This is a genomic window from Priestia sp. Y58 (assembly GCF_029522095.1).
GTDB classification, from domain to species: domain Bacteria; phylum Bacillota; class Bacilli; order Bacillales; family Bacillaceae_H; genus Priestia; species Priestia megaterium_E.
The window spans coordinates 1-25,171 of record NZ_JAKWFL010000005.1 but is presented as its reverse complement, the minus strand read 5'-3'; the positions used below and the strand labels follow the sequence as shown (position 1 = coordinate 25,171).

Sequence of the window (25,171 nt, the reverse complement as noted above, 5' to 3'; positions counted from 1 at the left end):
CCGCAGCTGGTAAAGGAAGGTGAAAGCGTTGAAAGAGAAAAAATTAAACTTTCAAGAAAAAGTATTGATGTTTATAAAGAAAACAAAGCCTACAACAGGCAAGCAAGCTCTTATCTTAACGCCAATTTTAATCGTAATTTTAGCTCTTTCAGGATGGATGGAGCGTTCGGATGCTCTTGAAAACCCTGAGACGGCTAATCCAGAGGCCAATAATGATTTAACGATGACTATGGTCGGAGACATTATGATGGGTCGCCATGTAAGAGAAGTAACTGAACGCTACGGAGAAGATTTTGTATTCCGCAACGTGGAGCCGTTCTTTAAAAATTCGGATTACGTAAGCGGGAACTACGAAACGCCGATTTTAACAAATGACGTAGATTCATATAAAGCAATGGAAAAAGGTATTCATTTATATAGTAAGCCTGCTGATCTAGCGACCGTTAAAAATGCAGGTTTCGACGTATTAAACTTAGCGAATAACCATTCAATGGACTACAGTGCAAAAGGGTTAGAAGATACGATCTCTACTTTTGAAGCAAACAAATTAGATTTTGTTGGTGCTGGCCGTAACTCTGAAGAAGCAAAGCATATTTCATATAAAGATGCTGACGGCATCCGCATTGCAACCGTAGGTTTTACGGATGTACATTCAGACGGAATGTCGGCTGGAAAAAACAACCCAGGTATTTTAAAAGCAGACCCGGATCTTATTTTCAGCACGATTCAGCAAGCGAAAGCAAATGCTGATTTAGTTGTAGTAAATGCCCACTGGGGTGAAGAATACGATGCACAGCCAAGTCCTCGTCAAGAAGGACTAGCAAAAGCGATGGTAGACGCTGGTGCGGACATTATCATCGGTCACCATCCGCACGTTCTACAGTCATATGACGTATATAAAGGTTCGGTTATTTTCTATAGCTTAGGAAACTTTATTTTTGACCAAGGGTGGTCAAGTACGAAAAATACAGCGATGGTTCAGTATCATTTAAACAAGCAGGGCCAAGCTAAAATTGATGTTATTCCAATGGTTATTAAAGCAGGTACACCAACTCCAACAGATAACCCTTGGCGCATGAAGCGTATTTATAACGATTTAAACAAGTTTTCTTCAAACCCTGAACTGTTAGAAAAAGAACGAAACAAGTTTGAATTAAACTTAGATCATTCTCGCATTATAAAACATGCAGAGGAGCGCAAAAAGAAAGAAGCGCAAGCTAACTAATAGCCCGTCATACACAGAGGAGGTAAAAGATGATAAATAAACGTAATACGATTATTGTTTCCATTGTCATCTTTTCACTCATAGTAGGTGTATGTGTTTATCAATTTATGTTTCCAAAACAAGAATATGCAGTAAGTACTTCAGATCCTCGCGCCACAAAAGTAGGTATGGAAATTCTTAAACAAGGCGGTACAGCAGTTGATGCAGCTATTGCCATTTCCTACACGCTTGGTGTTGTGGAACCGTACGGATCAGGACTTGGGGGAGGCGGCGGAATGCTGATTGATCCAGCAGATGCCTCTCCAACATTTATTGACTACCGAGAAATTGCACCTAAGAATGATAAAGAAGATGAGATTGGCGTACCAGGGTTCGTCGCTGGTATGGATTATATTCAGCACCACTACGGATCTCTGTCGATGAGCAAACTAATCGACCCGGCCATTAACTATGCCGAGAATGGGTACAAAGTGGACAAAGATTTGCACGATAGGCTGGTTTCATACAAAGGTAATGTGAATGAAGATGAAATTCCTAGCTTTTATCCAGATAAGGACGCCATTAACACAGGTGAAATTGTCAAACAGCATGAATTAGCGAACACGCTGCAAAAGATTAAGGAAGAAGGGCCAAATGCTTTTTATAGAGGGAAAATTGCAGACGATATTACAGAAGAAACAAAAGTAAGTCACAAAGACTTGCGAAAGTATGCGCCTGTTGAGCGGAAACCTCTATCAACGAATTATAAAGGTCATCAAATTATTTCAGCACCTCCGCCTTTTGCTGGTGCTACGCTCATTCAAATGTTAAAAATGACGGATCAAGAAGATATTTGGAAGCTGAAGAAATCGCATCCTAGTCTTTATTATCATTTTCTTGGTCAAATTTCAAAAGTAGCTTATCAAGACCGCTTGAAAAAAATTGCCGATCCGGCTTTTATAAAAGAAACGCCAAATGATTGGATCGACGATCATTACGTGCATTTACTTCGTAATAAATTAAATAATACTGAAACAGATCATACAAAAGTAAGCGACGTCGAAGAACATGAAAGTACCACTCATTTTGTTGTCATGGACGGTGAAGGAACCGTTGTATCAACAACAAATACGCTGAGTAATTTCTTCGGCAGCGGTGAGTATGTAGATGGATTCTTTTTAAATAATACACTCAATACGTTTGGAGAAGGAATTAATAAGCGTCAACCTGGTAAGCGTCCAAGAACATTTACAGCCCCTACCATTATTCGTGAAGGTGATGAATGGGTAATGTCCATTGGCACACCGGGAGGAAATCGCATTCCTCAAGTATTAACGCAAGTAATTGGGGATTATTTTGAAGACAAAGATTCCATTAAAAACGCAGTAGAAAACAAGCGTGTCATTTTTGATTCTCATAAGTTTTATTCAGAAGCTAAGCTTAAACAGTCAACTAAAGATGGTTTAAAAACGTACGGCTATGACTTAAAAAACAATGATAACGCGATGTTTTACGGAGGCGTTCAAGCACTTGTGAAAGACTTAAAGAAAAACAAAATTCAAGGTGACGCTGATCCGCGCCGCCACGGTTTATGGGAAAAAAGTACAGACTAACTTAATTGGAGGAATAGAAAATGATCGCAAAACGAATCGTAGGGATTGTAGGACCAATTGCTATTGTAGCAGGAGTAGTAGCAGGACTTGGAGCTTTAAAACATCCGGCTACTCTTTCAACAGATGAACAGCAAAAAATTGAAAATAACGTAAAAATGATTGAACAAACAAAATCTGCTGCTACAGATGCAGTAAATGATGCTGCGGCAGCTTCTGGAAAATAAATCTTAGGTAGTGACAAAAAGGCATCGTCCTAGACGATGTCTTTTTTGTGTGCAATGTAATGTATGGATAAAAATGAAAGCGCTTCACAAAATATACAGATGAGTAAAAATGGAGGGTAAGATGTGAATAAAAAATTACTGTTGTTTAATATTATGGCTTTTTTATTATTAATTTGCGTTATAGTCGCTTTTTTTATGACTCAATCGAGTACAGACCTTAGTCCTGAAAAGCTGCTTAAAAAAAATAATGATCATTCTTATGGTGTGAGTTCTTCTAATTCTCTGGCAGCAAATGTAGGGATGGACGTATTAAAAGAAGGCGGGAATGCAGTAGATGCGGCCATTGCTATTTCGTATGCCCTCAATGTAGTCGAACCTTTTGGATCTGGAATTGGCGGAGGTGGAGGTATGCTGATTGCCAAAAAAGATCAGCCTGCTACCTTTATCGATTACCGGGAAACCGCTCCAACTTCTATGAGTGGTAAAAACGGCGTGCCGGGATTTGTCGCTGGTATGGAATATATTCAGCAGAAGTATGGTACAAAATCAATGAGTGATTTGATTCAGCCGGCTGTTGAATACGCTGAAAAAGGGTTTGAAGTAGACTCTCTTTTATCTTCTCGATTGTATTACTCTAGAGGAAGGATGGATGTAGCCGATCTATCCGCTTTTTATCCAAAGGGAGAAGCAATCGAAGAAGGAGAAACGCTGTCGCAGCCAGTGTTGGCTAAAACGTTAATTAAGATTCAGCGAGAAGGTGCATCTGCATTTTATAAAGGAGATATGGCACAAGATCTTGCTGATGCAACGCCTATTTCTAAAAAAGACCTATCTTCCTATCAAGTGACAGAAACCAAGCCTGTCGTTTCTGCTTACAATGGAACGGAAGTGATTTCAGCGCCTCCGCCTTTTTCCGGAATTACACTTATTCAAATGTTAAAAATGGCAGAGAAAGAAAATCTTGAAACCAAGCCTGATAAAGACTATTACGAAACGATGAACAGAATTAAAAAAGCAGCTTACTCCGACCGCTTAAAACAAATCGGCGATCCTGACTTTCATAATCAAAACTCAAGTGAGTTAGTTAGTGATGATTATATAACAAACCTGGTCAATCACCCGACACGTTCTTCAGGTGAAGGCGATGAAGAACACGAAAGTACAACACATTTTGTAGTTATTGATTCAGAAGGAACCGTCGTATCTACAACCAATACGTTAAGTAACTTCTTTGGTACAGGGGAACAAGTTGACGGCTTTTTTCTTAATAACAATGCTGATACGTTTGGAAGCAAAGAACCGAATAATCGTGAGCCGGGAAAAAGAGCAAGAACCTTTACGGCTCCAACTATTATAAGAGAAAAAGGCGAGTGGGCGATGGGAATAGGTTCTCCAGGCGGAACACGGATTCCTCAAATTTTAACTCAGGTACTTTCTAAAAATCTTGAAGGAAATGAACCGCTTCAAAAAGCTGTAAATGAACCGAGATTTATTTTTGACGATTCGACTATTTATGTAGAGCCTGATTTAAATACAAAAAATATTCCTTCTGCGTTTCGAATAGAAACAAAGGAAAGCGACGTCTTTTATGGAGGTATCCAAGCGTTAACCATTAATTTTCAAGATAAACAAATGGAAGGAGCGGGAGACCCTAGAAGAAATGGAGTTTGGAAAACAGGAGATTAACGAAGTAAAGATCCCTTCTCATATGCTTAGGCATAGTGAGAAGGCGTTTGAAAATATCGAATGGAACGAAATTCTTTGTCACTGGAATGAAAATGTACGTAAATGGGGGAACGATCTAAAGCAGGGTGAGCGTTGAAAAACGTGGCATCACCGTAGCGCAATGCTTTTAGCAAGTAAGGCATTTCTTGTTTGAAAATAGCATATCGTATGGCTTGAACGGATTTTTCCGTTTGTTCATTTCCAATAAATACGTATACATACAGTGTATCAACACCGTCTTTGTGGAGCCATTCGGCAAAAAGCTCATTTCGCTGCTCATTTAATTGATCAACAGCAAACTTTTCGTCGATCCAAAGAAATAAATCGTCTGTTTGTTCAGAATGTGTGAGGGTATAGCGTCGCCCAATAAAAGGAAAGGTGGGCGTGCTTCCTTGCCGGTATGTGACGCTAAATTGCTGAGGATTAAAAGCAGACAAAGGGCATCTTCCTTTCACGCTTTTAAGTAGTTTATGCATAAAAAAGAGAAATTTCACACATTCGTCAAGAATTTTAAGCTGCTTTTCTTACATGCATACTTATGAAAAAGTTGTTACACTGAAGAAAAGAAATAGTGGGTGATAGAAGATGGAGCCGCTGTATATTGTTTTAACGATTTTTTTAGCAGCCATGCTATCGTATGATATTGCTAAATTTGTTCGAGGGGATCGGCCAGATTGGAAAGAGGGTCTCGTGACGGGCCTTGTGTTCGTCGGCTTTTTAGCAGCCATGCAAATGGCTTTTCACATTGTATAGCGCAGAAAGAGACTGTGACAAACGTAGTTTAGTTGAAGGAAGATCCGAACGATGAATCGTTCGGATCTTTTATGGTTAGGGTGAACGTAGATTTCATGTATGTAGTTATGTCTCAATCTCTTTTTTAAAGATATGCCTGATAAGTTTAGTCCGGCAATACTAAAAAGCCCCGATATCGAATAAGCTGTTGTATACTGCATTTTTGATAAAGGGGCTTTTTACTTGTATCGAAAAAAAACACTGCTTTTGAAGCGAAGTTTAGGAGTAGCTGTGTTTCTTGCTGTGATTGCGCTGGGAGTTTGGATATTTCAATTTACATTCTTTTCTCCGAGTCATCAAGCCAAATCTGCTGTAAAAGAATTTTATACGCTAGAACAGGAAGGGAACTTTTCGGAATCATGGAACCTTTTTCATTCGTCCATGAAAAAGAAGTGGACAAAAGGTGCATACATACAAGATCGAGCACACGTATTTCTCAATCATTTCGGAGTAGACACTTTTACGTATTCCATTGAAGGTGTTGAAAAAAGAAAGAGCTGGAAGATGGAAAATGATCGTAAAGCGTTTCCTGTTGTTTACGAAATGACCGTTATCCAAACGTATAAAGGGAAATATGGAAACTTTGATTTGGTGCAGAAAGTGTATGCTGTTCGTGAAAAAGGAGAATGGAAAGTCGTGTGGGATTATAAACAGTAGGAGAGCCTGCTGTTTTTTCTCTTCATAAGAAATGAGCATACCTCAGCTGGTAATATGCCTCTTTTTTAACAGAAAAAACGTTATGTTTTTTTACGAGTGGGTAAAATGAAAGAAGGAGGCGAACACAGATGAAATTTAAAACGATTTTATTTGATGCATATGGAACACTGTTTGATGTACATACCGTTATTGAAACGTGTGATAAGCTGTATCCGGAGCGGGGAGAAAGTATTAGCCATTTATGGCGTTTGAAGCAAATTGAATACGCCATGCAATATCAGCTGATGGGACGATACATTGACTTTTATACATTAACAAATCAATCCCTGAAATATGCAGCAGAAGCAAATGATATTGATTTAACGGAACATGAAGAAAAAATGCTGATGAGTGCTTACATGAAGCTGAATGTCTACGATGAGGTCAAAGAGGTGCTCGCCTATTTAAAAGAAAAAGGATATCGTCTGGCTATTTTTACGAATGGTCCTAAGCACATGATTGATCCGCTTGTTTCTTATCACAATATGAATCATTTATTTGAAGACGTTATTTCCGTAGACGAAATCAAACAGTACAAGCCTACAATGGCAAGCTATCATTATGCAAAAAATAAAATGAATGCAAAAAGAGAAGAAGTATTGTTTCTGTCATCGAATACATGGGATATTGCCGGTGCTAAAAACTACGGGTTCGCAGCGGCTTGGGTTAACCGAAAAGGAAATGTAGCTGAGCATAAAGAGTTGCAGCCAAACGTAATCATTAAAAGCTTAAATCAGCTTATTAAATAAAAAAAGAACGAGCATTAAGCTCGTCCTTTTTTATTTATTGCTAAATGTATCTTTTGTTTCACCTACTGCTTTTTGAGCATTTCCTTTTGTTTTCTCAGCTTTTCCTTCACGCTGAAGGTCGCGGTTATTTGTTGCATTTCCCACTTGATCTTTTACTTCACCTTTAGCTTTTGATACATTTCCTTTAATTTTATCTCCTAAACCTTTACTCATTTTAATCTTCCTTTCTATTAGTGATTAAGTAGTGTTACTTGTCTATTCCACCATTAGAAAGGAATTAAACATATTTTCTGATTTTGGCCTAAACAGAAGCTAAGCCTGCGATATTCAAAAGTAATGTTTAGTCACTATCATCATTCGGAGGTTTTAAGTTCCCATTCATCATAAATCTGAGATTCATAAGGCCATGATAATAAGCTTAAAGATTCCACTGCTTTTAGAACAAGAGGCGAAGCATTATCGATGTTAAGATCTTGCGGTGGGATCCACAATGCTTCTAAAGAATCCTGTCCTTCAAACTGGACGGGGTTGGAAAGAAGCTCACCGCCGGCAATATCTACGTGATAAAAAACGGCAATGTGATGTACATGGGTAAATTCTTTCCACTTACAGGGATACTGAAAATCCGTTGTGCCCGCTTGAGAAATAATAGTAATTTCAAAGCCTGTTTCTTCACTAAATTCTCTTTTCATTGCATCTATTAATGTTTCACCGTGCTCTAGCTGTCCGCCTGGCAAATCAAAGCGATGAATATACGGGCCCCTATTTTTTCGAATAACAAGCAGCTTGTTATCTCGCATACAAATTCCATATACGCCAAAAGCGCGATCATAGTTTGCTTCCATCTTTTTTCACTACTTTCTATAACAGAATGGCTTGATAAAGCATCATTTGATTTCTTTATCCTACCATACATTTTGCTATAGAACCTTTTTTAATGAGATGCTTTTACAGTAAGCGTGCGGGAAACAGCACTTTCGTTATGCAAACGGTCAACAGAGGTTACAACATATGTGTATGTTTGATTTTTGAGTGCGTTTTGATCTACAAACAATTGTTTTTCTCCTGTTTTTCGAACGGTTGTCAGCAAGTTTTCTGCGTTGTTAATATCGCCTTTTTTATTGCCTTGGAAGCGATAAATGGCATAATAAGCGGAATCATTTTGCTGGTGATCTCGAATTTCAAATGCTGGTTCTTTTGTATGAGGGCCCGCATTTTTTAATTTTGGTGCTTTTGGGGCTACATTATCAAGCCAAGGCATTGAAGGAATAAGAGCAGGATGTTTATAAATATCGTTTTGCAGCTTGTCCTTTATTCCTAGCGGGTTTCGGTTCAAATCTTTCAGGCTAAAATGCATGCTCCCCTGTACTTCTGGAAACTGGTGATTTAGAGCAATTTGCCTTGGATACTCATCGGGATCAGACCAAGCTTCCACCGCGTTGTTATTAATTTTGTAAGCAGCTTGTCCAATATAGAGGTGGACTGGCTTTCCGCGAACTTCATCTCTCCACCAGTTGAGCAGCGTATCGTAAGCAGCGGGTTCAAATCCGATATTCCAATAAATTTGCGGAGTGATGTAATCAATGTATCCATTTTGAATCCATGTACGCGTATCTGCATACAAATCATCGTAGTTTGTTTGTCCAGCAGTCGTCTCAGAGCCGGTTGGATCATTAGCGATGTTTCGCCATACGCCGAACGGACTGATGCCAAACTTCACGTATGATTTTGTTTTTTTAATAGACGTATTTAAATCTCGAACAAGCTGATTAACATTGTCACGTCGCCAGTCTTCAATATTGGAAAACGTTTGAGCACCGTAGGTTTCATATGTTTTTTGATCTGGAAACGTTTGACCTGCAATTTTGTAAGGATAAAAATAGTCGTCCATATGAACAGCATCAATATCATAGTTTCTTACGACTTCGAGCACTTCTTCAATAATAAAATTTTTCACTTCTGGAATACCTGGGTTGTAGTAGAGTTGTTTTCCGTAGGAGACGACCCAATCAGGATGTTGTTTGGCAGGATGATTATCGGCAAGTTTGTTTAAATCAGTATGATTCATTGTAATGCGGTAAGGATTAAACCATGCGTGGAATTCTAAGTTGCGCTTGTGTGCTTCCTCCACCATAAAAGCCAGGGGATCGTAGCCAGGATTTTTTCCTTGTGTACCGGTTAAATATTCTGACCACGGGCCATATTTCGAGGGATAAAAGGAATCAGCGGTAGGTTTAATCTGAACGACCACAGCATTCATCCCCATCTTTTGTACTTCATCTAGCAAATAAGTAAACTCTTTTTTCTGCTGCTCAACGGGAAGACCAGGCTGAGAAGGCCAGTCAATATTGTATACGCTTGCAATCCAAGCCGCTCGAAGCTCCCGTTTTTGATACGTAGTAGGTACGTCTGCTTTAGCAGGTAATGTGCTCGAACAGAACAGCAGTAAAAACAAGATGCCTCCAACCCATTTTTTAATATGCATGTTCGTTCCTCCTTCTTTTTTGGTTGAGATAAAATTTCTTTCATAATATAGCATGCGGTCGTTATATTCACAATAGATTTTAATAAAATATTCTGAAAAATAAAATAAAGTTTTAAAAATATCAGAAAAACATTGAAATTAAACTTCAGAAAAAATATAATAATGGTAATTTAAAGAATATTTTAGAAATACGTTACTTAACGATGGAGGAATTCATGCGCCAATTTTCCGTACTTACTTTAATCGATGCACAAATGAATCATTATAGTCCTGCTGAAGGAAGAGTAGCTGATTACGTGTTAGAAAATCCTACGACCACGTTGAACCTAACCACCAAACAGCTAGCGAAGCAGTGTCAGTGCAGCGAAGCTACGATTATTCGCTTTTGTCAGCGTGTAGGGATCAATAGTTTTAAAGAGTTAAAAATTGAATTAGCAAAAGATGCCCATAAGGTGAATACCGAGCAGCTGCCGAATCTTCCTGTTAATTTCGAAGACGAGACCGAAGCCGTGCTTGAAAAAGTCATGAGCAAAAGTATGAGCGCACTTATGAACACAAGCCGGCTAGTGAGCTCTTCTGCAATTGATGCAGCTGCGGAAGCTATTCATGGAGCGAAACGAGTGTTTTTATACGGAGCAGGAGGGTCATCTGTAGTTGCGCTAGATGCTCAGTATAAACTGCTTCGAATTGATATTTCGGCTCTGTTTTCATTAGATAGTCATGTTCAAATGGTGATGGCTACGAATATGACAAAAGATGATGTGCTGTTTGTGGTATCCACTTCAGGTCAAACAAAAGAAGTGGTGGAGCTGATGCAAATAGCCAAAGATAAAGGAGCAGCCGTTATTTTGCTAACGCAGCACGGATCATCTCCAGCTTCTAGATTAGCTGATATTCTGCTGACTATTTCAGTAGAAGAGCAGCATATTCGAATTGGAACGATGAGCGCTCGTATTGCTCAGTTAGCCATTGTAGATGCGATGTTTATACGGTTATGTATTCAAAAAGGCAATCAAGTGTTTGAACGCATAATCGATACACATAATGTAATTCAAAAAATAAAGAGGTAGGGGGAAACGAGAAAATGAAGGTATTGTTTGTATGTTCTGGAGGAATGTCAAGTTCAATTGTGGTAAAAGCATTAAAGACGGAAGCACAAAAGCACGGAACGGATATGGAAGTGCTGGCAATTGGGACAAATGAAGTGGCAGAGGAAATTCAAAAAGGCTGGGACGTTGTAATGGTTGCACCGCAGATTCGTCACCGGTTTAACGCAGTGAAAGCGGAAGCGGATAAAGCTTCTGTTCCATGCGGGCCCATTCCGCCGCAGGCTTATACGCCGCTTGGAGGTCCGACGCTTTTTAAAACGGTTCAACAGCTCGTTAGCTGAGGAAAGCAGGCGTATTCCTGCTTTTTAAATAAATAAGGGGTTTATTACACAAGGGGAGAATATAGAGGGGGAAAGGGTATATGAGCAAATTTGTGTCGTTTTTAGAGAACAATTTATCGGGACCCATGGCCAGATTATCAGAACAGCGGCATCTTCAAGCCATTCGTGATGGTGTTATTTCCGCTTTGCCGTTTATCATTATCGGAAGTTTTTTCTTGATTCTAGCGTTTCCGCCTGTGCCGCAAGATAGCACAATTGCGAAATGGGCCGCTGATAACAGCGCCAATATTTTAATACCGTATCGAGTAACGATGTTTATTATGTCTTTATATATAGCCTTTGGGATAGGGTATAACTTGTCCAAAAGCTATAATCTCGATCCGCTGTCAGGAGCGCAAATTGCAGTTGCTGCACTACTTCTTACGCTGACTCCAAAGCTGATTGAAGAAGAAGGGTTTATGCTTCCAATGACCAACCTTGGAGGTCACGGTTTATTTGTGACGATGATTGTGTCGATTTTATCGGTCGAAATTCTCAGGTTTTGTAAAGCAAAAAATGTCACCATAAAAATGCCGGAACAAGTGCCGCCTTCGGTATCGAGGTCTTTTGAAGCACTAATACCGGTTGCGATTGTTGTTGTACTTATGACGATTATTACGATTGTTTTAGGTATCGATCTTCACCATTTAGTTGATAAACTAGTTGCTCCGCTTGTAGAGGCAGGAGATAGTTTAGCAGGAGTATTAATACCGGTTTTCTTAATTACGTTTTTCTGGTCATTTGGAATTCACGGCGTCTCTGTTGTTGGGACAGTGGCACGCCCTGTATGGGAAGTGTATTTAGCCAAAAATGCTGAAGCGGTAGCAGACGGAGCTTCCACACTTCCGTATATTGCACCTGAAACGTTCTTTCAGTGGTTTGTTTGGATTGGAGGATCTGGAGCAACGCTGGGCCTTGTTTTAGCGATGCTGTTTTTCTCAAAATCTAAATATTCGAAAGCGCTTTCTAGGACATCTTTTATTCCAGCGGTTTTTAATATTAACGAACCAATTATTTTCGGTTTGCCAATTGTCTTAAATCCTATTTTAATTATTCCTTTTATCATTATCCCGATTATTACAACGATCATTTCATACGCAGCAACGGCGACAGGTCTTATTACTCCAACCTACGTAATGGTTCCTTGGACGCTACCTGCGCCAATCGGGGCTTATCTATCAACCGGAGGAGACTGGCGGGCGGTTGTGCTAGTCGTTATCAATATTGCTATTTCTGTTGTCATTTATCTTCCGTTCTTTAAAATGTACGACCGAAAAATGGTTGAAATGGAAAAAAGCGATGAAGCAACGGTTACACCATCCGATAGTTCAGTTCAAATGTAAAGAAAGAGAAGCCAACTTGTTTGGCTTCTATCTCTTTAATAGGAGTGAGGATCAATGTTTGTTCGGTTTCGTTATAAAACAGTGTTTTTATTTCTGCTAACCATGGTTCTTTGTAACGTTATTTTTACACCTCTGCTGCAGTATGCTGGTCTGTCAGCACAGCATAGTTTATTTGCCATTACAAGTCTGTCAGCAGCGCTGCTGACAACATTTATTTCCATTCGGCTTTCAACCGCAGCTTTATCTAAAACCGCCGTTTGTATACGCTTTGTTTTGCTCGGGGCAGGGTGCACAGCCGTTACATATTTAGCCGTTTTTTAACAAGGAGGGGCAAAAAATGAAAGTAGTGACAATAGGGGGAGGATCAAGCTATACACCGGAATTGGTCGAAGGGTTTATTAAACGATATAATGAGCTTCCAATTCGAGAGCTATGGCTTGTAGATGTTGAAGAAGGAAAAGAGAAACTTGAAATTGTAGGAGCACTTGCGAGAAGAATGGTCAAAAAAGCAGGTGTTGATATGGAAATTCATTTAACGCTTGATCGACAAAAAGCGTTGATAAATGCTGATTTTGTAACGACACAGCTTAGAGTAGGTCAGCTTGATGCACGCATTCAAGATGAACGCATCCCTCTTAAGTACGGAATGATTGGTCAAGAGACAAACGGGGCAGGAGGGTTATTTAAGGGCTTGCGAACGATCCCGGTTTTGTTGAAAATTGCCGAGGAAATACACGAAATTTGTCCAAACGCCTGGCTTATTAATTTTACAAATCCTGCTGGCATGGTAACGGAGGCGCTGCTTCGCTACGGAAAGCATTCTAAAGTAGTAGGAGTCTGTAACCTGCCTGTACATATGACAAACTCAATCGCCAGCTTGCTTCAAATCGAAAAAGAAGATGTTCACATTGAATTTGCAGGGTTAAATCACTTGGTATATGGGCTGCACGTGTATGCAAAAGGAAAGGAAGTAACGCAAGAAGTAATTCAGCGTTTAAGTGATCCAAAGTCCCAAGTAACAATGAAAAACATAGCTCCTATTCCATGGCAACCGGACTTTTTGGAAGCTCTTGGCGTGATTTTATGTCCTTATCACCGCTACTACTATAAAACAAAAGAAATATTAGAAGAAGAGCTTGTGGCCTTTCAGTCAGGTACTACGCGCGCTGAAGTGGTCAAAGCATTAGAAGCCGAGCTCTTTGAACTCTACAAAAATCCAAATCTAGAAAGTAAGCCTCCGCAGCTAGAAAAACGAGGAGGCGCTTACTACAGCGATGCCGCATGTAATTTAATTTTATCCATTTATAACGATAAAGGTGATATTCAAACATTAAATGTAAGAAACAATGGCGCTATTTCCTCACTCCCGAACGAATCTGCGGTTGAAGTAAACTGCGTGGTAACAAAGCAAGGACCAGTCCCACTCGCTGTCGGTGAACTTCCTGTAGAAGTGAATGGACTGGTACAGCAAATTAAATCGTTTGAACGAGTAGGAGCAGAAGCTGCGGTTACAGGATCTTACGAAAAAGCACTGGTTGCACTTACTATTAATCCGCTTGTTCCAAGTGACGCATTGGCTAAGTCGGTCTTAGACGAACTGCTTCAAGCTCATCGCAAGTATTTACCCGCTTTTTTTAAGGAAGTGAACGCGTAGTATGTATGCTGTTGGACTTATGTCAGGAACGTCACTGGACGGAATTGATGCAGCTCTTGTGGAGATTGAAGGAAGCGGCTATGAAAGTAAAGTCAAACTTCTTCAGTTCATTACCATGCCGTTTTCACCTCCGTTAAAAAAGGAAATTGAACAGGCGCTTTCTCTCGAACATTCAAATGTACAGCTGATCTGCAGCTTGAATTTTAAACTTGGCTATGCGTTTGCAGATGCAGTGAAAAGAGTGTGCCAAGAAGCCGGGTTTTCTCTTGAACAAGTAGATGTCATCGGATCACATGGGCAAACCATTTACCATCAGCCCTATGCTTCAGAAAATATAGCGATGTCTACACTCCAAATTGGAGAGCCCGCTGTTATTGCCTATGAAACCAAAACGAAGGTAGTGGCAAACTTCAGAGTGATGGACATGGCAGCGGGCGGGCAAGGTGCTCCGCTAGTTCCTCACACGGAACGGATTTTGTACAGCCACGATGACCGTACAAGGCTGCTTCAAAACATTGGAGGTATTGGGAATGTAACGTTGATTCCGCCAAAACACTCTCCTATACCGGTAGTAGCTTTTGATACGGGGCCGGGAAACATGATGATTGATGAAGCGTGTCAGCAGCTTTTTAATGTTTCATTTGATGAAAATGGGCGTTTAGCAGCTGAAGGAAAGATTATTTCGGAGCTTTTAGAAGACTGTATGAATCATGATTATATGGAGCTTTCTCCTCCTAAATCGACGGGAAGAGAGCTGTTCGGTACACAGTACACAAGGAGACTGCTAGAGAAATATAGCAAACATAAAAAAGAAGATCTGCTAGCTACGATTACTATGTTCACGGCATCATCCATTGTACATCACTATGAAACATTTATTTTTCCTGCCTATTCTATTGACGAAGTGATTATTGGAGGAGGCGGAAGTTATAACAATACGCTGATGAATATGATTAAAACGCAGCTTGGGAAGCGCTGCAGCGTGTATACACAAGAAGAAATAGGAATGTCTTCAGAAGCAAAAGAAGCCGTAGCTTTTGCGGTGCTCGCAAATGAAACACTTTCAGGTTATCCAAGCAATGTACCAAGTGCAACCGGCGCCTTGTCTCCTGTAATATTAGGAAACATTACGCCTGCACCACTATAAAAAAGGGGATGGAAGAAATGACAGAAGCAGCAAATATGGAAAATGAAATTTTTGAACTTATTGCATACGGAGGAAATGCTAGATCACTGGCATATGAAGCGTTAGAAGCAGCTGAAGACTATGATTTTAATAAAGCCGACGAACTGTTAAAGCAGTCTCAAGAAGAGCTTAGTCATGCTCATAAAACGCAAACTGCGCTTATTCAACGTGAATTGAACGGAAAAATAATTGAAAAGTCGCTGCTTTTAATTCACGCGCAGGATCATTTAATGACGGCTATTTCAGAGCAAAAATTAATTGAACATATGATTAAGCTTATTAAAAAATTTAAAAAAGAAGGCGAAAATCAATGAAAAAGCTAGGTATTGCGATTTACCCGGAACATTCGACCGTGGAAAAAGATAAAGCGTATATAGCACTTGCGCATCAATACGGATTTACACGTATTTTTACGTGCTTGCTTTCTGTTGAAGGCGATCAGAAAAAAGTAATGGCAAATTTTAAAGAAATTATTGAGTTTGCCAATGAGCTAGAGATGGAAGTAGTAGTAGACATCGCTCCTCGCGTATTTGGAGCGCTCGGCATTTCTTATGATGATCTATCTTTTTTTCACGAACTAGGGGCTTATGCTATTCGTCTTGATCTAGGGTATACGGGAAATGAAGAGTCCATTATGACCTTTAATCCATACGGCTTAAAAATTGAAATTAATATGAGTAATGCAACAAAGTATGTCGATAATATTTTAAGTTACCGACCGAACCGTAAGCAGCTGCTCGGGTCGCACAACTTCTATCCTCATCGATATGCGGGATTGTCGTATGATCACTTTATGAAGTGTTCAGCATTGTTTAAAGAACATAACCTTGAAACAGCTGCTTTTATTAATTCACCAAGCGCTACTTTTGGACCGTGGCCTGTTACTGAAGGACTTTGTACGCTTGAAATGCATCGCACGCTTCCGATCGACGTGCAGGCTAAGCATCTTTTTAAAACGGGATTAATTGATTGTGCAATCATTGCGAATGCTTATGCATCAGAAGAAGAAATGAAGGCGCTGCGTGATGTTGTTCAGCAAGAGCGCTTTACCTTTAATGTGACCCTGTATGATACGATTACTGAACTTGAAAAGAAAATTGTGCTGGAAGAGTTTCATTTTTACCGCGGAGACGTATCCGATTATTTAATTCGCTCTACGCAAAGCCGAGTAAAATATAAAAAAGAAGAATTCAAGCCTACGCATACTCCTTCCATTCGAAGAGGCGATATTTTAATAGAAAATGAACTTTATGGTCAGTACAAAGGAGAGCTGCAAATTGCGCTGTTAGACATGGAAAACTCCGGGAAAACTAACGTAGTAGGGCGCATTGCAGAAGAGGAAATTTTCTTATTAAATGAACTGCAGCCATGGGACAAATTTGCTTTTTGTGAGCGGTGATGAAATGGACTATATTATAGGTATTGACGGCGGGGGAACAAAAACAGAAGCCGTTGCGTACAGCTTAGACGGTCAAAAGCTCGCTGCTTCAAAAAGCGGTTACGGCAATTTACTCATTAATTACAATACGGCTGTTACTCATATTGATGAATGTATTATGGCGTGCAAAAATGCGCTTGCTGGTCATACATGTAAAGGCATTTCACTAGGGCTTGCTGGAAGTAAAGCATTATCCAAAGAAGAAATAAAAAGATATTTTTATGATCGTTATCAGGTAGAAGTAGGTTTATATGATGATGCCATGATTGCACATGAAGCACTACTGCATGGAAAAGACGGAATTTTAACCATTGCAGGAACTGGAGCCGTCAGCATTGGAAAAAAAGAAGGGGTATACGAATACGGAGGAGGGTGGGGACACCTTCTTGGAGATGAAGGAAGCGGATATTGGATTGGTCTTCAAGCACTGATATTGCTGACGAAAGAGCATGATCAAAGCCGTCCTTACAGCAGCCTTAGTCAGACAATCTTGCAACATGTAAAAGCAGACACCATACACGACATAAAAAAGTTTGTCTATTCATCTCCTAAATCAGAAGTTGCTTCACTCACTCCGCTTGTTGTACAGCAAGCAAGAAATCATAAACAAGAAGCAAGTGACATCCTTCACCAAGCGGGAAAACACCTTGCAGATATGACTCTTCATTTGTATACGAAACAGCGGTTTGAAGGGAGCTGCTTGCTGGCATGCAAAGGCAGCATTTTAACGGAAATTCCGGAAGTGTTTGATGTTTATAAAAAAGCATGTGAAAAAGAAATAAAGCATATCCAGTGGGCAACACAGCGAGTATCATCTGCTAAAGGAGCTTATCAGCTGTTCATGAATGATTATAAATAGAGAAAAAATGATGGTGGAAAAGGCAGGGGATCACAGTGAACTTAAATCATATCTTAACAGAAAAACGCAATCCGCAAACTTTAAACATTGATGAATTATCAAGCCTGGAAATTGTAAAAAAAATTAATGAAGAAGATCACCAAGTGCCTCAGGCAATCAATAAGGTGCTGCCTGTTATTGCTCTGTTAGTAGATGAAATTGTCAGTGCTTTTAAACAAGGAGGACGTCTGATTTATATCGGAGCAGGTACAAGCGGGCGGCTAGGCGTGTTAGATGCATCTGAATGTGTACCAACATTCGGTACACCTGCCGAACAAGTAATTGGGATCATAGCCGGGGGAGACAAGGCGCTCCGGCATGCGTTAGAAGGAGCAGAAGATAATAAAAAACAAGCGATAGAGGATTTGAAAGCGATTAATTTATCAAATAAAGATATTCTTGTAGGGATAGCTGCAAGTGGAAGAACGCCTTATACACTCTCAGCGCTTGCGTATGCAAACAGCCTGGGGGCAGTAACAGGCTGCGTTGTAAATTCTCCTCAATCAGCTATGGAACAAGAAGCAAACTATGCAATAGTAGCAGAATCAGGGCCGGAAGTTGTAACAGGTTCTACAAGAATGAAAGCCGGAACTGCTCAAAAGCTTGTTCTTAATATGCTGACGACCGCGTCTATGATTCAAATTGGTAAAGTCTACAGCAATCTAATGGTAGACGTACAGCCGACTAATGATAAACTCGTACAGCGTGCTAAAAATATTATTGCAGAACTAACAGGCGTCTCATCAGAAGAGGCAGCGGAAAGTTTACAAACATACAAAACGCCAAAAGCTGCCATTCTTGCGCTTCTTACTTCTACAGAAGGTGATGAGGTGCACCGGCTACTTGATAAACATGACGGACATTTAAAAAAAGCCATTGGAGAAGCAATGGAACAGCAGACTAAAGATTAAGCCGCCAGCAAATTAAATTATTTACGTAAAGATAAAAAACTCATGTTACGCTAGTAGCATGAGTTTTTTTATGATATTGGAAGTGGAGGAGCAATGAATGAAAATTGGGTTAGCGCAAGTGAGGTTTCCAAAGTCAGCCGCAGAAGGTGTAGAAACGGTAGAAAATTGTATGAAACAAGCAGCAGAAGAAGATTGTAACCTTGTATGTTTTCCAGAATCAATTGTGCCGGGACTTAGAGGAGTGGGTTTTGAAGTTGAGACATACAATCACGAAATTCAACAAAATACGCTTTATAGAGTTAAGTTGCTTGCCAAACAGTTAAAGCTCAACGTAATTTTACCACTGGAGTGGCGCGACGAACTTGGTATGCATTTAGCTGCTTTCGTAATTGATGAAAATGGAAAAGAATTAGGGTATCAAACTAAAAATCAAATTGATCCAGCAGAAGATCAATTTGGTTATAAGCCTGGAAATGGCCGCCAGTTGTTTGAAATAAACGGCGTGAAATTCGGTATTGTTATTTGCCATGAGGGATGGCGCTATCCTGAAACTGTCCGATGGGCTGCTATAAGAGGAGCGAGCATTGTGTTTCATCCACAGTTTACTGGTGAAGTACCAGATCCGAAGTTTTATGATTATGCAATGATTGCAAGAAGTACGGGGAATGGTATTTACTTTGCAAGCGTGAATTACGCCTTAGAGAACCAAAAAAGCACGACTTCTCTTCTTTCTCCAAAGGGTGAATGTTTGATAAAAGCGAAAGCTGAAAAGCAAGAACTACTAACGTATACGATAGAGCCCAGTGAGGCTAACCGCCTGTTAGCTCAGCGTCTGTTATCAAATTTACTATTGTAAAAAAGTTTATTTTCTCTAGTTAAATTAGCATGTGCGCTCTTATAACCCTTTGGTTATTTCTCCTTATGACGATATAAACGTCAATGTGGTATTATCAAAAGTTAAAGGGGTATTAAAAGGTGTGTGGAAACAATGGATCGGAAAAAAGCCGCATCAGTAGCTGGAGCATTGGTCATTGCCGTAGGAATTTGGCTGTTTCAAAGCGGGAAATTTAAAAGTGAAGCGCAGGCAGATAAGTTTACGAGTACATTTTTGGTCGATCATGAACAAACAGACAATGGATTTGAATTATTTACTTCGGATACCAATCAATATAGGATGTGGTTTCCGCTTCAGTATGTTATTCATAAATCTTCTTATAAAAGCAGTGAAGATGAAAGTGAAGTATGGACAGCATCAACGAAGGAAAATGATTCATACAATGCTGGAAAAATAACGGCTTTATTTTCTAAGAAAAAAAGCAAAGCAGCTCAAAATAAAATGGATGCGTTTCAGCCTGATTACATGTTAAAAGGTAAAAATGCAACGATTTATGTGAAAAAACAAACAAGAGATGGAAAGCATAGCATTTATCATGCTTATGTGAATGATGATTATTCAGACAAGTATATTTACTATACGTTTGAACTAAAAAGCAATGAACAGACAAACAGTACAAAACAGCAGTATTGGGTAGAGAAAATTCTTCTAAATACACAGTTTCAAAAAAACTCAGCTGAATAGTCAGCTGAGTTTTTTCGTAAGGGTTCATAATGCTTTTGCTTTTTTATGTAAACGGGTACAATATGAGTAAGGAGGCCTTCGTATGATTGAAAAACAAGCAGTTGGTGAAAAAGCAGCACAATTTGTTGAAGATGGAATGATTGTAGGGCTAGGAACAGGTTCAACAGCTTATTATACAATTGTAAAACTAGGTGAACGAGTAAAAAATGGATTAAACATCAAAGCGGTTCCTACTTCTCAAAAAACAGAAGAGCTGGCAAGGAAACTAGGTATTCCCATTGTTACCTTAGCAGATGTTGAATATATTGATATAGCAATTGACGGAGCAGATGAAGTGGATAGCGAACTTTCTTTAATTAAAGGAGGAGGAGGCGCGCTGCTTCGAGAAAAAATGATTGCGTACGCAGCGAAGCGGTTTATCGTGATTGCGGATTCTAAAAAAATAGTGAAGACGCTAGGAGCTTTTCCTCTTCCTGTTGAAGTTATACGTTTTGGCTGGGAAATGACGGCGAAGCATATTCGCAGTGCAGGTTGTGTACCGCAGCTTAGGCTTTTAGATGATCATACGCCGTTTATCACCGATAACGGAAATTATATTCTAGACTGCCATTTTTCAGAAATTGAAAATCCTGCTGAGTTGGAAAAACAGCTGATAAAGATCCCAGGCGTAGTAGAAAGCGGTTTGTTTGTAGGAATGACGGAGGAAGTTATTACCGTACAAAATCAAGATGTTCATATCATAAAAAAATAGAAGCTTTGGCGTCGGGCCTAGGCTTCTATTTTTTAATTGGAAAGAACGTTCCAATTTTTCTCTAATTGATATATGTATTGAGACGCGTTCAGTACATTTGGATGAACGAAGGTATCAATTGTTTTTTGCGGACAAGCAGATCCGTATAATGAAAAAATGACAAGCTTGCTATGCTCGATTGGTGATACGACGTGAGATAAACAGCGATAAGAAGGATTTATCAAGCTTTTTACCATCTCATGGATATCTTCTTTGTCGTAAAAATCGACTTCAATTTCCGTCTTTACTAAATAACGGCTTTCAATGGCGCTGCTTCGGTAATAATTGTAGCGTGCTCCTATGAAGTAGGACGGATCTGATGTGGAAACGTCCAAATTCGTATATGTTTGATCCTGCTTGCTTTTATAAAAAATAGAATCATGAGTATGCTTCATGAATTCTTGATAAGTTGTTCCATCTTCCCACAGAGCTAAAATACAAGCATCTGTTTCATCTTCCACGTTCCAACCCCCTAATTGGCCAATGAAACCATTCACGTGTGCAAGAGCAGCCCAATGCTGTTGCGTATATGAAAAAGATGCTTTTTTATCAGTCGGTATGCTGCATTTCACAATTTTTGTCAACATTCTCCCATCACCTCAATTAATTACTTCGATAAATGAAGGGAAAATCCTTCTAAAAAGAGGAAAATCATAGACATATCCCCCCTTTAAAAGCCATACATTTCAAATAGGACAATGTTAGGGAAAGAAGGGGAAATGAATGAAAGTTTTTCGTGCAAAAGCCTGTCAATCTCCTATGCGAAAAGGCTGGTCAATTATGTTTCAGCATCCGTTTAAAAAAGATGAAAGAGGAAGATCGCACCCGTTTGTTAAACGGTTTATGTATACAGAGCAACACGATGAAATTGACATCCTGGTTGAAGAGATGAATGAACTGCTGAGAGTGCAGGATTTTTGGACAAGTACTGCAAAAGGAAGAGCAAAAGCAAGATATGATGAACGAGTAGTGAATGCTTTTTATAACGATATTGAAAAAAGAACGAGTGAACAAATTGACAGCGAGTATGAGTACATTCATGTAATCGGAGAACAAGGAAGCGGCAAAACAGCCTTAATCCGCCAGCTTCTTGGTATAAAAAAGGAATGTGGCTTTCTAGGAATAGGCAGTAAAGGCGCTTATTCTGCTACGTATAAGGTGAAGGATTCCCAACACTATGAAGCTGCTGTCTCTTTTTTTACGCGAAGTGAAGTGCAAAGGAAATTGGAGAATATCCTACTAAGAAGCGCTGAAGTGTATGCTGAAGGAGGAACGGATTATGACTTGGTCTTTGAGTTGTTATACGGAGATTCTTCTTTTAATCTGCGCGCTCTTTTGGGAGATATTCCATACAAAGCCCGTTATTTTAATAATGATGTTCCTTTAAGAATGAGCGACGAAAATAGTTCATTCAAACAATTTGTAGATGCAATTAAACGAGAAAGTGAAATAGTAAAAGACGCTGTTGATCAAGAAGGAAGAGATTTTGCAGAGGTATGGCATAAGCGGCTTGAATGTAGGAAAATCACCGAGCAAATGCTTCTGGCAATTGAATCCCGGTTGAAAGAATACAAGGAAGGAATATGGGAAATAGGAGAAGACGACTGGCCAATATCCTGCCGTCTCACAGCAAAAGAGCTGTCTTCCTTTGGCCCGCTAACAAATGAAGAAGAAGAAAATAACGGATGTCTTATTTATCCATTGTTTCGTAGAATTGAAGTTTGCGGCCCTTTTTCTTTTAAAAAAGGAGTAGCGATTTGCGAGCATCCGTGTTTTGAATATACAAGCACCATCCACGATTCTTTTAAACAAGCAGCTTCTATTTTATACGTACATCATGGGCTTAAAGAATTAAATATTCAATTTCTTCAACAGCTCATCGTACATGGTCACGGTGCTAAGGTAAACGTTTGTGTTACACACGGAGATTTGCTTACCTCTCCAAGCTGCCGTACGGATTATGCTAAAAAACATGCCATGGCTAAAATAATAGATTATGCGCTTACAAGCGTTTCACCTCTTATGAAAAAGCAGCTTCACTACTATTTAACAGTAGGGAATACGTCTATTTTAGAATGTGTACACGAGGAATTCAAAGAGAGCCAGCTTCTGTATAAAGACATAAAGGCAGCTTTAGTATCAGAAACGAGAAAAAAGCAGCAAGAGCTGCATCCTATTTATTTAAACTTAACTGTTTCCCAGGCTTTTTATGAGGCGATGGAGTCGCTGAACATTCCTTATATGGATAGAGAAACGTGTTTGAACATTTCCTTAGGAGAGCATGAAGGGCCGGTGCCAGTCATTGCGTCCGCTTTTATTTCATCTGTCTACGAGCATTTTCTAAGCCAGCCGTCTGGATGGTCAAGTACCTATCATTCGGTCACCGACCGACAGCAGGTTATTCAAGAATTAGCAGGAGAATTCGCAAGCGTTGTTTATTCCTATTTCAACGAGCAGCTACTTGAAAATGCCCGTAAGGACTGGCTCGCTCTTTATAAAGAAAAAGAAGACGATCAACCGTATAAATATAGCAGACTAATAGAAAACGTAATTCCTGCCAAAAATGATATCTATCAGCAGCAAATTCTTATGAGAACGGTTTATCAGCTGATTAAGTATGTGATAGAAAAGAAAGACGGCGTAATGGTTCATTAAGGAGTCAATGTAAAAAGAGGTTTATCAATAAAAAAACAGAGCCTGATTTCAGGCTCTATTAGCGTTTGGAAATAGCAGTTAAAGTATTAGGTCCGGCAACGCCGTCAACTGCTAGCTTATTGTCTTTTTGAAACTTACGCACAGCAGCTTCTGTATTGGCGCCGAAGATACCGTCCGTGCCTTTTGTATCATAGCCAAGCGCTGTTAATTTCTTTTGAAGGGCTTGAACATTGCTGCCTTTGCTTCCTTTTTTAAGCGTTTGTTTTGTATTAATTGTTGAGTCTGCTGGTGGATTTGTTGGCTTTGGATTTGTTGGGTTTGTTGGTGTCGTCGGGTTCGGTTTCGGTTTCGTTCCTGAACTTCCTAAAGCTTTATATGTTGATGGACCAACAATGCCGTCAGCCGTTAAGCCGTGGTCTTTTTGGAACTTACGAACAGCTGAATCTGTATTGGCACCGAACACACCGTCCGTACCCTGTGTATTATAGCCAAGTGAAGTTAGTTTCTGCTGAAGTTCTTTAACTGCATTTCCTTTGCTGCCTTTCTTTAAAACAGTTCCTGTAGAAGGAGCTGGAGTAGAACCTGAGTTTCCAGAAACGTTGTATCCGTTTGCTGCTGCAATGTCGTTAAATGATTTAGAAGAAGTTGTAATCACCACTGGTGTACCGACGGTCACTTTACTAAATAACCATTCTACTTCTTCATCGTACATACGAACGCATCCGCTGCTTACATATTTGCCGATGGAAGCAGGATTATTATTTCCGTGAATAGCATACGTCGTGCCGTATGTACCTCTAGCATTTAGGCCTAGCCAGCGATTGCCAAGGGGGTTTCTAGGATCTCCACCAGGAATGTTCCCTTTGTAATAAGGGCGATTGACGATTTTATTTACTACTTTGAAATGGCCTTCTGGTGTAAGAGACTGTGTACGTCCTGTTGCTACTGAAAACGTTCGGACAAGTGAACCATTTTGGTAATAAGCGAGTTTATTCGTCGCTTTGTTAATGATAATTAAATGAGATGGTGTTGAAGCAGCTTCTGTTTTTGGAACTCCTACAAACAAGCAGGCTAGAGCTAAAATAGCTGCTATGAGTACGATTGTTGTTCTTGATATTCTATTTGCCATGTGCTGCGCCTCCTTAGGCTGCATTAATGAAAAACATATGGTGCGGCAGTGCTATAAATTCTTCACTAATAAAATAAAAGACGAATAGCTGCATTTTCTTATACCTGTATGTATGCGCTTAATAAGGAAATCATTAAGTAGAAAGACTTTACTAGCGGGAATTTATAATAATAAGAATAACTAAGCTTTTCTTGCTGCTTTGTACAACTTTAGGAATATAAGTTTACTAATCTAGCGGATTCATATTTACGTAGGCATCACACCCTTTCCAGTTCTTCATTTTTGTGTAAAGAAATGAAAGCGTTATACAGATTGTTTTGTAATCATATTGTAACATAGTTGTATTTTTTATACCATAAAAAGACATAAAATAGTATAAAAATACTTTATATGGGTTTTATGTACAAAAAATTCAAAAGTTCAGGAGAACGAAGCTATTATTAGATATACGAAACTGGAAAAGAAGTATGCGTAGTTTTGTGGAAATAGATAAATATTCTTATTCGAATATAGGGAGGGAAGGAGTAAAAAAACTACTTGCAAATGAACTGCACCCCAATTGTTAGACAAAAACTAATAATTGGAGGTGCAGTTTTTCATGTCAAAACACACACTTGAAACAAAGTTAAAAGCTGTAGATTTCTACATCAATAAGCAATATTCATATAAAG

General features: G+C 39.5%; 27 protein-coding genes. 21 read left to right on the top strand and 6 right to left on the bottom strand.

Features of this window, described 5'->3' with window-relative positions; translation table 11 throughout:
- Positions 1–28: 28 nt before the first annotated feature.
- The 4 genes from MMB68_RS16030 (at position 29) to MMB68_RS16015 (ending at position 4,727) form a co-directional block, all read left to right on the top strand.
- On the top strand, positions 29–1,225 hold the full coding sequence (locus MMB68_RS16030; RefSeq protein WP_028412240.1) for a CapA family protein: 1,197 nt from the start codon (positions 29–31) through the stop codon (positions 1,223–1,225).
- Between the two features lie 29 nt (positions 1,226–1,254).
- Complete coding sequence (locus tag MMB68_RS16025; protein WP_264408934.1) at positions 1,255–2,817, top strand: gamma-glutamyltransferase family protein; 1,563 nt, start codon at positions 1,255–1,257, stop codon at positions 2,815–2,817.
- Between the two features lie 20 nt (positions 2,818–2,837).
- The gene (locus MMB68_RS16020) at positions 2,838–3,041 is read left to right on the top strand and encodes a CapE family protein (protein ID WP_014461308.1); all 204 of its coding nucleotides are present in this window, start codon (positions 2,838–2,840) and stop codon (positions 3,039–3,041) included.
- Between the two features lie 123 nt (positions 3,042–3,164).
- Complete coding sequence (locus MMB68_RS16015; protein ID WP_277448202.1) at positions 3,165–4,727, top strand: gamma-glutamyltransferase family protein; 1,563 nt, start codon at positions 3,165–3,167, stop codon at positions 4,725–4,727.
- A 26-nt stretch (positions 4,728–4,753) separates the two neighbouring features.
- Here MMB68_RS16015 and MMB68_RS16010 read toward each other — a convergent pair whose 3' ends face one another.
- Positions 4,754–5,203 carry a staygreen family protein gene (locus MMB68_RS16010; RefSeq protein ID WP_221783947.1) on the bottom strand — a complete coding sequence of 150 codons (450 nt, stop codon included), beginning with the start codon at positions 5,201–5,203 and terminating at the stop codon, positions 4,754–4,756.
- Positions 5,204–5,351: 148 nt separating this feature from the next.
- Between MMB68_RS16010 and MMB68_RS16005 the strand changes: the two genes are divergently transcribed.
- From MMB68_RS16005 to MMB68_RS15995, 3 genes are all read left to right on the top strand, one after another.
- Entirely contained in the window at positions 5,352–5,519 is a 168-nt protein-coding gene (locus tag MMB68_RS16005; protein WP_014461305.1) for a hypothetical protein, read from the top strand.
- Between the two features lie 222 nt (positions 5,520–5,741).
- Positions 5,742–6,215, top strand: coding sequence for a hypothetical protein (locus MMB68_RS16000; protein ID WP_264408936.1), 474 nt, complete (start codon positions 5,742–5,744; stop codon positions 6,213–6,215).
- A gap of 128 nt (positions 6,216–6,343) precedes the next feature.
- Complete coding sequence (locus MMB68_RS15995) at positions 6,344–7,003, top strand: haloacid dehalogenase type II (RefSeq protein WP_264408937.1); 660 nt, start codon at positions 6,344–6,346, stop codon at positions 7,001–7,003.
- Between the two features lie 30 nt (positions 7,004–7,033).
- Here MMB68_RS15995 and MMB68_RS15990 read toward each other — a convergent pair whose 3' ends face one another.
- From MMB68_RS15990 to MMB68_RS15980, 3 genes are all read right to left on the bottom strand, one after another.
- Complete coding sequence (locus MMB68_RS15990) at positions 7,034–7,216, bottom strand: CsbD family protein (RefSeq protein WP_013055716.1); 183 nt, start codon at positions 7,214–7,216, stop codon at positions 7,034–7,036.
- A gap of 140 nt (positions 7,217–7,356) precedes the next feature.
- On the bottom strand, positions 7,357–7,848 hold the full coding sequence (locus tag MMB68_RS15985) for an NUDIX hydrolase (RefSeq protein ID WP_277549181.1): 492 nt from the start codon (positions 7,846–7,848) through the stop codon (positions 7,357–7,359).
- 89 nt (positions 7,849–7,937) lie between these two features.
- The gene (locus MMB68_RS15980) at positions 7,938–9,488 is read right to left on the bottom strand and encodes a glycoside hydrolase family 10-like protein (RefSeq protein ID WP_221783953.1); all 1,551 of its coding nucleotides are present in this window, start codon (positions 9,486–9,488) and stop codon (positions 7,938–7,940) included.
- Positions 9,489–9,703: 215 nt separating this feature from the next.
- Here MMB68_RS15980 and MMB68_RS15975 point away from each other — a divergent pair, with 215 nt between their 5' ends.
- From MMB68_RS15975 to rpiA, 13 genes are all read left to right on the top strand, one after another.
- Positions 9,704–10,558: a MurR/RpiR family transcriptional regulator gene (locus tag MMB68_RS15975; RefSeq protein ID WP_221783954.1), complete on the top strand. Its 855-nt coding sequence runs from the start codon at positions 9,704–9,706 to the stop codon at positions 10,556–10,558.
- A gap of 14 nt (positions 10,559–10,572) precedes the next feature.
- Positions 10,573–10,878, top strand: coding sequence for a PTS sugar transporter subunit IIB (locus MMB68_RS15970; protein WP_221783955.1), 306 nt, complete (start codon positions 10,573–10,575; stop codon positions 10,876–10,878).
- An 80-nt stretch (positions 10,879–10,958) separates the two neighbouring features.
- On the top strand, positions 10,959–12,260 hold the full coding sequence (locus MMB68_RS15965) for a PTS sugar transporter subunit IIC (protein WP_217028609.1): 1,302 nt from the start codon (positions 10,959–10,961) through the stop codon (positions 12,258–12,260).
- Between the two features lie 54 nt (positions 12,261–12,314).
- Positions 12,315–12,581 (top strand): hypothetical protein, encoded by a 267-nt coding sequence (locus tag MMB68_RS15960; protein ID WP_033578208.1) that lies wholly within the window; start codon positions 12,315–12,317, stop codon positions 12,579–12,581.
- Positions 12,582–12,597: 16 nt separating this feature from the next.
- Entirely contained in the window at positions 12,598–13,914 is a 1,317-nt protein-coding gene (locus MMB68_RS15955; RefSeq protein ID WP_269870534.1) for a 6-phospho-beta-glucosidase, read from the top strand.
- 1 nt (position 13,915) lies between these two features.
- Complete coding sequence (anmK, locus tag MMB68_RS15950) at positions 13,916–15,061, top strand: anhydro-N-acetylmuramic acid kinase AnmK (protein WP_221783962.1); 1,146 nt, start codon at positions 13,916–13,918, stop codon at positions 15,059–15,061.
- Between the two features lie 17 nt (positions 15,062–15,078).
- Positions 15,079–15,414: a PTS lactose/cellobiose transporter subunit IIA gene (locus MMB68_RS15945; RefSeq protein WP_221783963.1), complete on the top strand. Its 336-nt coding sequence runs from the start codon at positions 15,079–15,081 to the stop codon at positions 15,412–15,414.
- Entirely contained in the window at positions 15,411–16,499 is a 1,089-nt protein-coding gene (locus MMB68_RS15940; protein WP_221783965.1) for a DUF871 domain-containing protein, read from the top strand. The genes MMB68_RS15945 and MMB68_RS15940 overlap by 4 nt, the downstream gene beginning before the upstream one ends.
- Entirely contained in the window at positions 16,456–17,397 is a 942-nt protein-coding gene (locus tag MMB68_RS15935; protein ID WP_277549180.1) for a BadF/BadG/BcrA/BcrD ATPase family protein, read from the top strand. Before MMB68_RS15940 ends, MMB68_RS15935 begins: the two co-directional genes overlap by 44 nt.
- Before the next feature lie 35 nt (positions 17,398–17,432).
- Positions 17,433–18,347 (top strand): N-acetylmuramic acid 6-phosphate etherase, encoded by a 915-nt coding sequence (gene murQ, locus MMB68_RS15930; RefSeq protein WP_221783969.1) that lies wholly within the window; start codon positions 17,433–17,435, stop codon positions 18,345–18,347.
- Between the two features lie 97 nt (positions 18,348–18,444).
- The gene (locus MMB68_RS15925) at positions 18,445–19,203 is read left to right on the top strand and encodes a carbon-nitrogen hydrolase family protein (protein WP_277549179.1); all 759 of its coding nucleotides are present in this window, start codon (positions 18,445–18,447) and stop codon (positions 19,201–19,203) included.
- A 132-nt stretch (positions 19,204–19,335) separates the two neighbouring features.
- Positions 19,336–19,926, top strand: coding sequence for a hypothetical protein (locus MMB68_RS15920; RefSeq protein ID WP_221783973.1), 591 nt, complete (start codon positions 19,336–19,338; stop codon positions 19,924–19,926).
- Between the two features lie 82 nt (positions 19,927–20,008).
- On the top strand, positions 20,009–20,677 hold the full coding sequence (gene rpiA, locus MMB68_RS15915) for a ribose-5-phosphate isomerase RpiA (RefSeq protein ID WP_221783974.1): 669 nt from the start codon (positions 20,009–20,011) through the stop codon (positions 20,675–20,677).
- Positions 20,678–20,709: 32 nt separating this feature from the next.
- Here rpiA and MMB68_RS15910 read toward each other — a convergent pair whose 3' ends face one another.
- Positions 20,710–21,303 carry a YdbC family protein gene (locus MMB68_RS15910; RefSeq protein ID WP_013055735.1) on the bottom strand — a complete coding sequence of 198 codons (594 nt, stop codon included), beginning with the start codon at positions 21,301–21,303 and terminating at the stop codon, positions 20,710–20,712.
- A gap of 136 nt (positions 21,304–21,439) precedes the next feature.
- Between MMB68_RS15910 and MMB68_RS15905 the strand changes: the two genes are divergently transcribed.
- Complete coding sequence (locus MMB68_RS15905) at positions 21,440–23,371, top strand: hypothetical protein (RefSeq protein ID WP_277549178.1); 1,932 nt, start codon at positions 21,440–21,442, stop codon at positions 23,369–23,371.
- Between the two features lie 58 nt (positions 23,372–23,429).
- On the opposite strand, the gene MMB68_RS15900 is transcribed toward MMB68_RS15905, so the two are convergent.
- Entirely contained in the window at positions 23,430–24,500 is a 1,071-nt protein-coding gene (locus tag MMB68_RS15900) for a L,D-transpeptidase family protein (RefSeq protein WP_277549177.1), read from the bottom strand.
- Positions 24,501–25,171 lie beyond the last annotated feature (671 nt).

Excerpts from the sequence above, each read along its gene's own strand:
- MMB68_RS16025 (WP_264408934.1), top strand. The coding sequence starts at position 1,255 with ATGATAAATAAACGTAATACGATTATTGTTTCCATTGTCATCTTTTCA.
- MMB68_RS16020 (WP_014461308.1), top strand. The coding sequence starts at position 2,838 with ATGATCGCAAAACGAATCGTAGGGATTGTAGGACCAATTGCTATTGTA.
- MMB68_RS16005 (WP_014461305.1), top strand. The coding sequence starts at position 5,352 with ATGGAGCCGCTGTATATTGTTTTAACGATTTTTTTAGCAGCCATGCTA.
- MMB68_RS15995 (WP_264408937.1), top strand. The coding sequence starts at position 6,344 with ATGAAATTTAAAACGATTTTATTTGATGCATATGGAACACTGTTTGAT.
- MMB68_RS15990 (WP_013055716.1), bottom strand. The coding sequence starts at position 7,216 with ATGAGTAAAGGTTTAGGAGATAAAATTAAAGGAAATGTATCAAAAGCT.
- MMB68_RS15985 (WP_277549181.1), bottom strand. The coding sequence starts at position 7,848 with ATGGAAGCAAACTATGATCGCGCTTTTGGCGTATATGGAATTTGTATG.
- MMB68_RS15980 (WP_221783953.1), bottom strand. The coding sequence starts at position 9,488 with ATGCATATTAAAAAATGGGTTGGAGGCATCTTGTTTTTACTGCTGTTC.
- MMB68_RS15975 (WP_221783954.1), top strand. The coding sequence starts at position 9,704 with ATGCGCCAATTTTCCGTACTTACTTTAATCGATGCACAAATGAATCAT.
- MMB68_RS15970 (WP_221783955.1), top strand. The coding sequence starts at position 10,573 with ATGAAGGTATTGTTTGTATGTTCTGGAGGAATGTCAAGTTCAATTGTG.
- MMB68_RS15965 (WP_217028609.1), top strand. The coding sequence starts at position 10,959 with ATGAGCAAATTTGTGTCGTTTTTAGAGAACAATTTATCGGGACCCATG.
- MMB68_RS15960 (WP_033578208.1), top strand. The coding sequence starts at position 12,315 with ATGTTTGTTCGGTTTCGTTATAAAACAGTGTTTTTATTTCTGCTAACC.
- MMB68_RS15955 (WP_269870534.1), top strand. The coding sequence starts at position 12,598 with ATGAAAGTAGTGACAATAGGGGGAGGATCAAGCTATACACCGGAATTG.
- anmK (WP_221783962.1), top strand. The coding sequence starts at position 13,916 with ATGTATGCTGTTGGACTTATGTCAGGAACGTCACTGGACGGAATTGAT.
- MMB68_RS15945 (WP_221783963.1), top strand. The coding sequence starts at position 15,079 with ATGACAGAAGCAGCAAATATGGAAAATGAAATTTTTGAACTTATTGCA.
- MMB68_RS15940 (WP_221783965.1), top strand. The coding sequence starts at position 15,411 with ATGAAAAAGCTAGGTATTGCGATTTACCCGGAACATTCGACCGTGGAA.
- MMB68_RS15935 (WP_277549180.1), top strand. The coding sequence starts at position 16,456 with ATGAACTGCAGCCATGGGACAAATTTGCTTTTTGTGAGCGGTGATGAA.
- MMB68_RS15925 (WP_277549179.1), top strand. The coding sequence starts at position 18,445 with ATGAAAATTGGGTTAGCGCAAGTGAGGTTTCCAAAGTCAGCCGCAGAA.
- MMB68_RS15920 (WP_221783973.1), top strand. The coding sequence starts at position 19,336 with ATGGATCGGAAAAAAGCCGCATCAGTAGCTGGAGCATTGGTCATTGCC.
- rpiA (WP_221783974.1), top strand. The coding sequence starts at position 20,009 with ATGATTGAAAAACAAGCAGTTGGTGAAAAAGCAGCACAATTTGTTGAA.
- MMB68_RS15910 (WP_013055735.1), bottom strand. The coding sequence starts at position 21,303 with ATGTTGACAAAAATTGTGAAATGCAGCATACCGACTGATAAAAAAGCA.
- MMB68_RS15905 (WP_277549178.1), top strand. The coding sequence starts at position 21,440 with ATGAAAGTTTTTCGTGCAAAAGCCTGTCAATCTCCTATGCGAAAAGGC.
- MMB68_RS15900 (WP_277549177.1), bottom strand. The coding sequence starts at position 24,500 with ATGGCAAATAGAATATCAAGAACAACAATCGTACTCATAGCAGCTATT.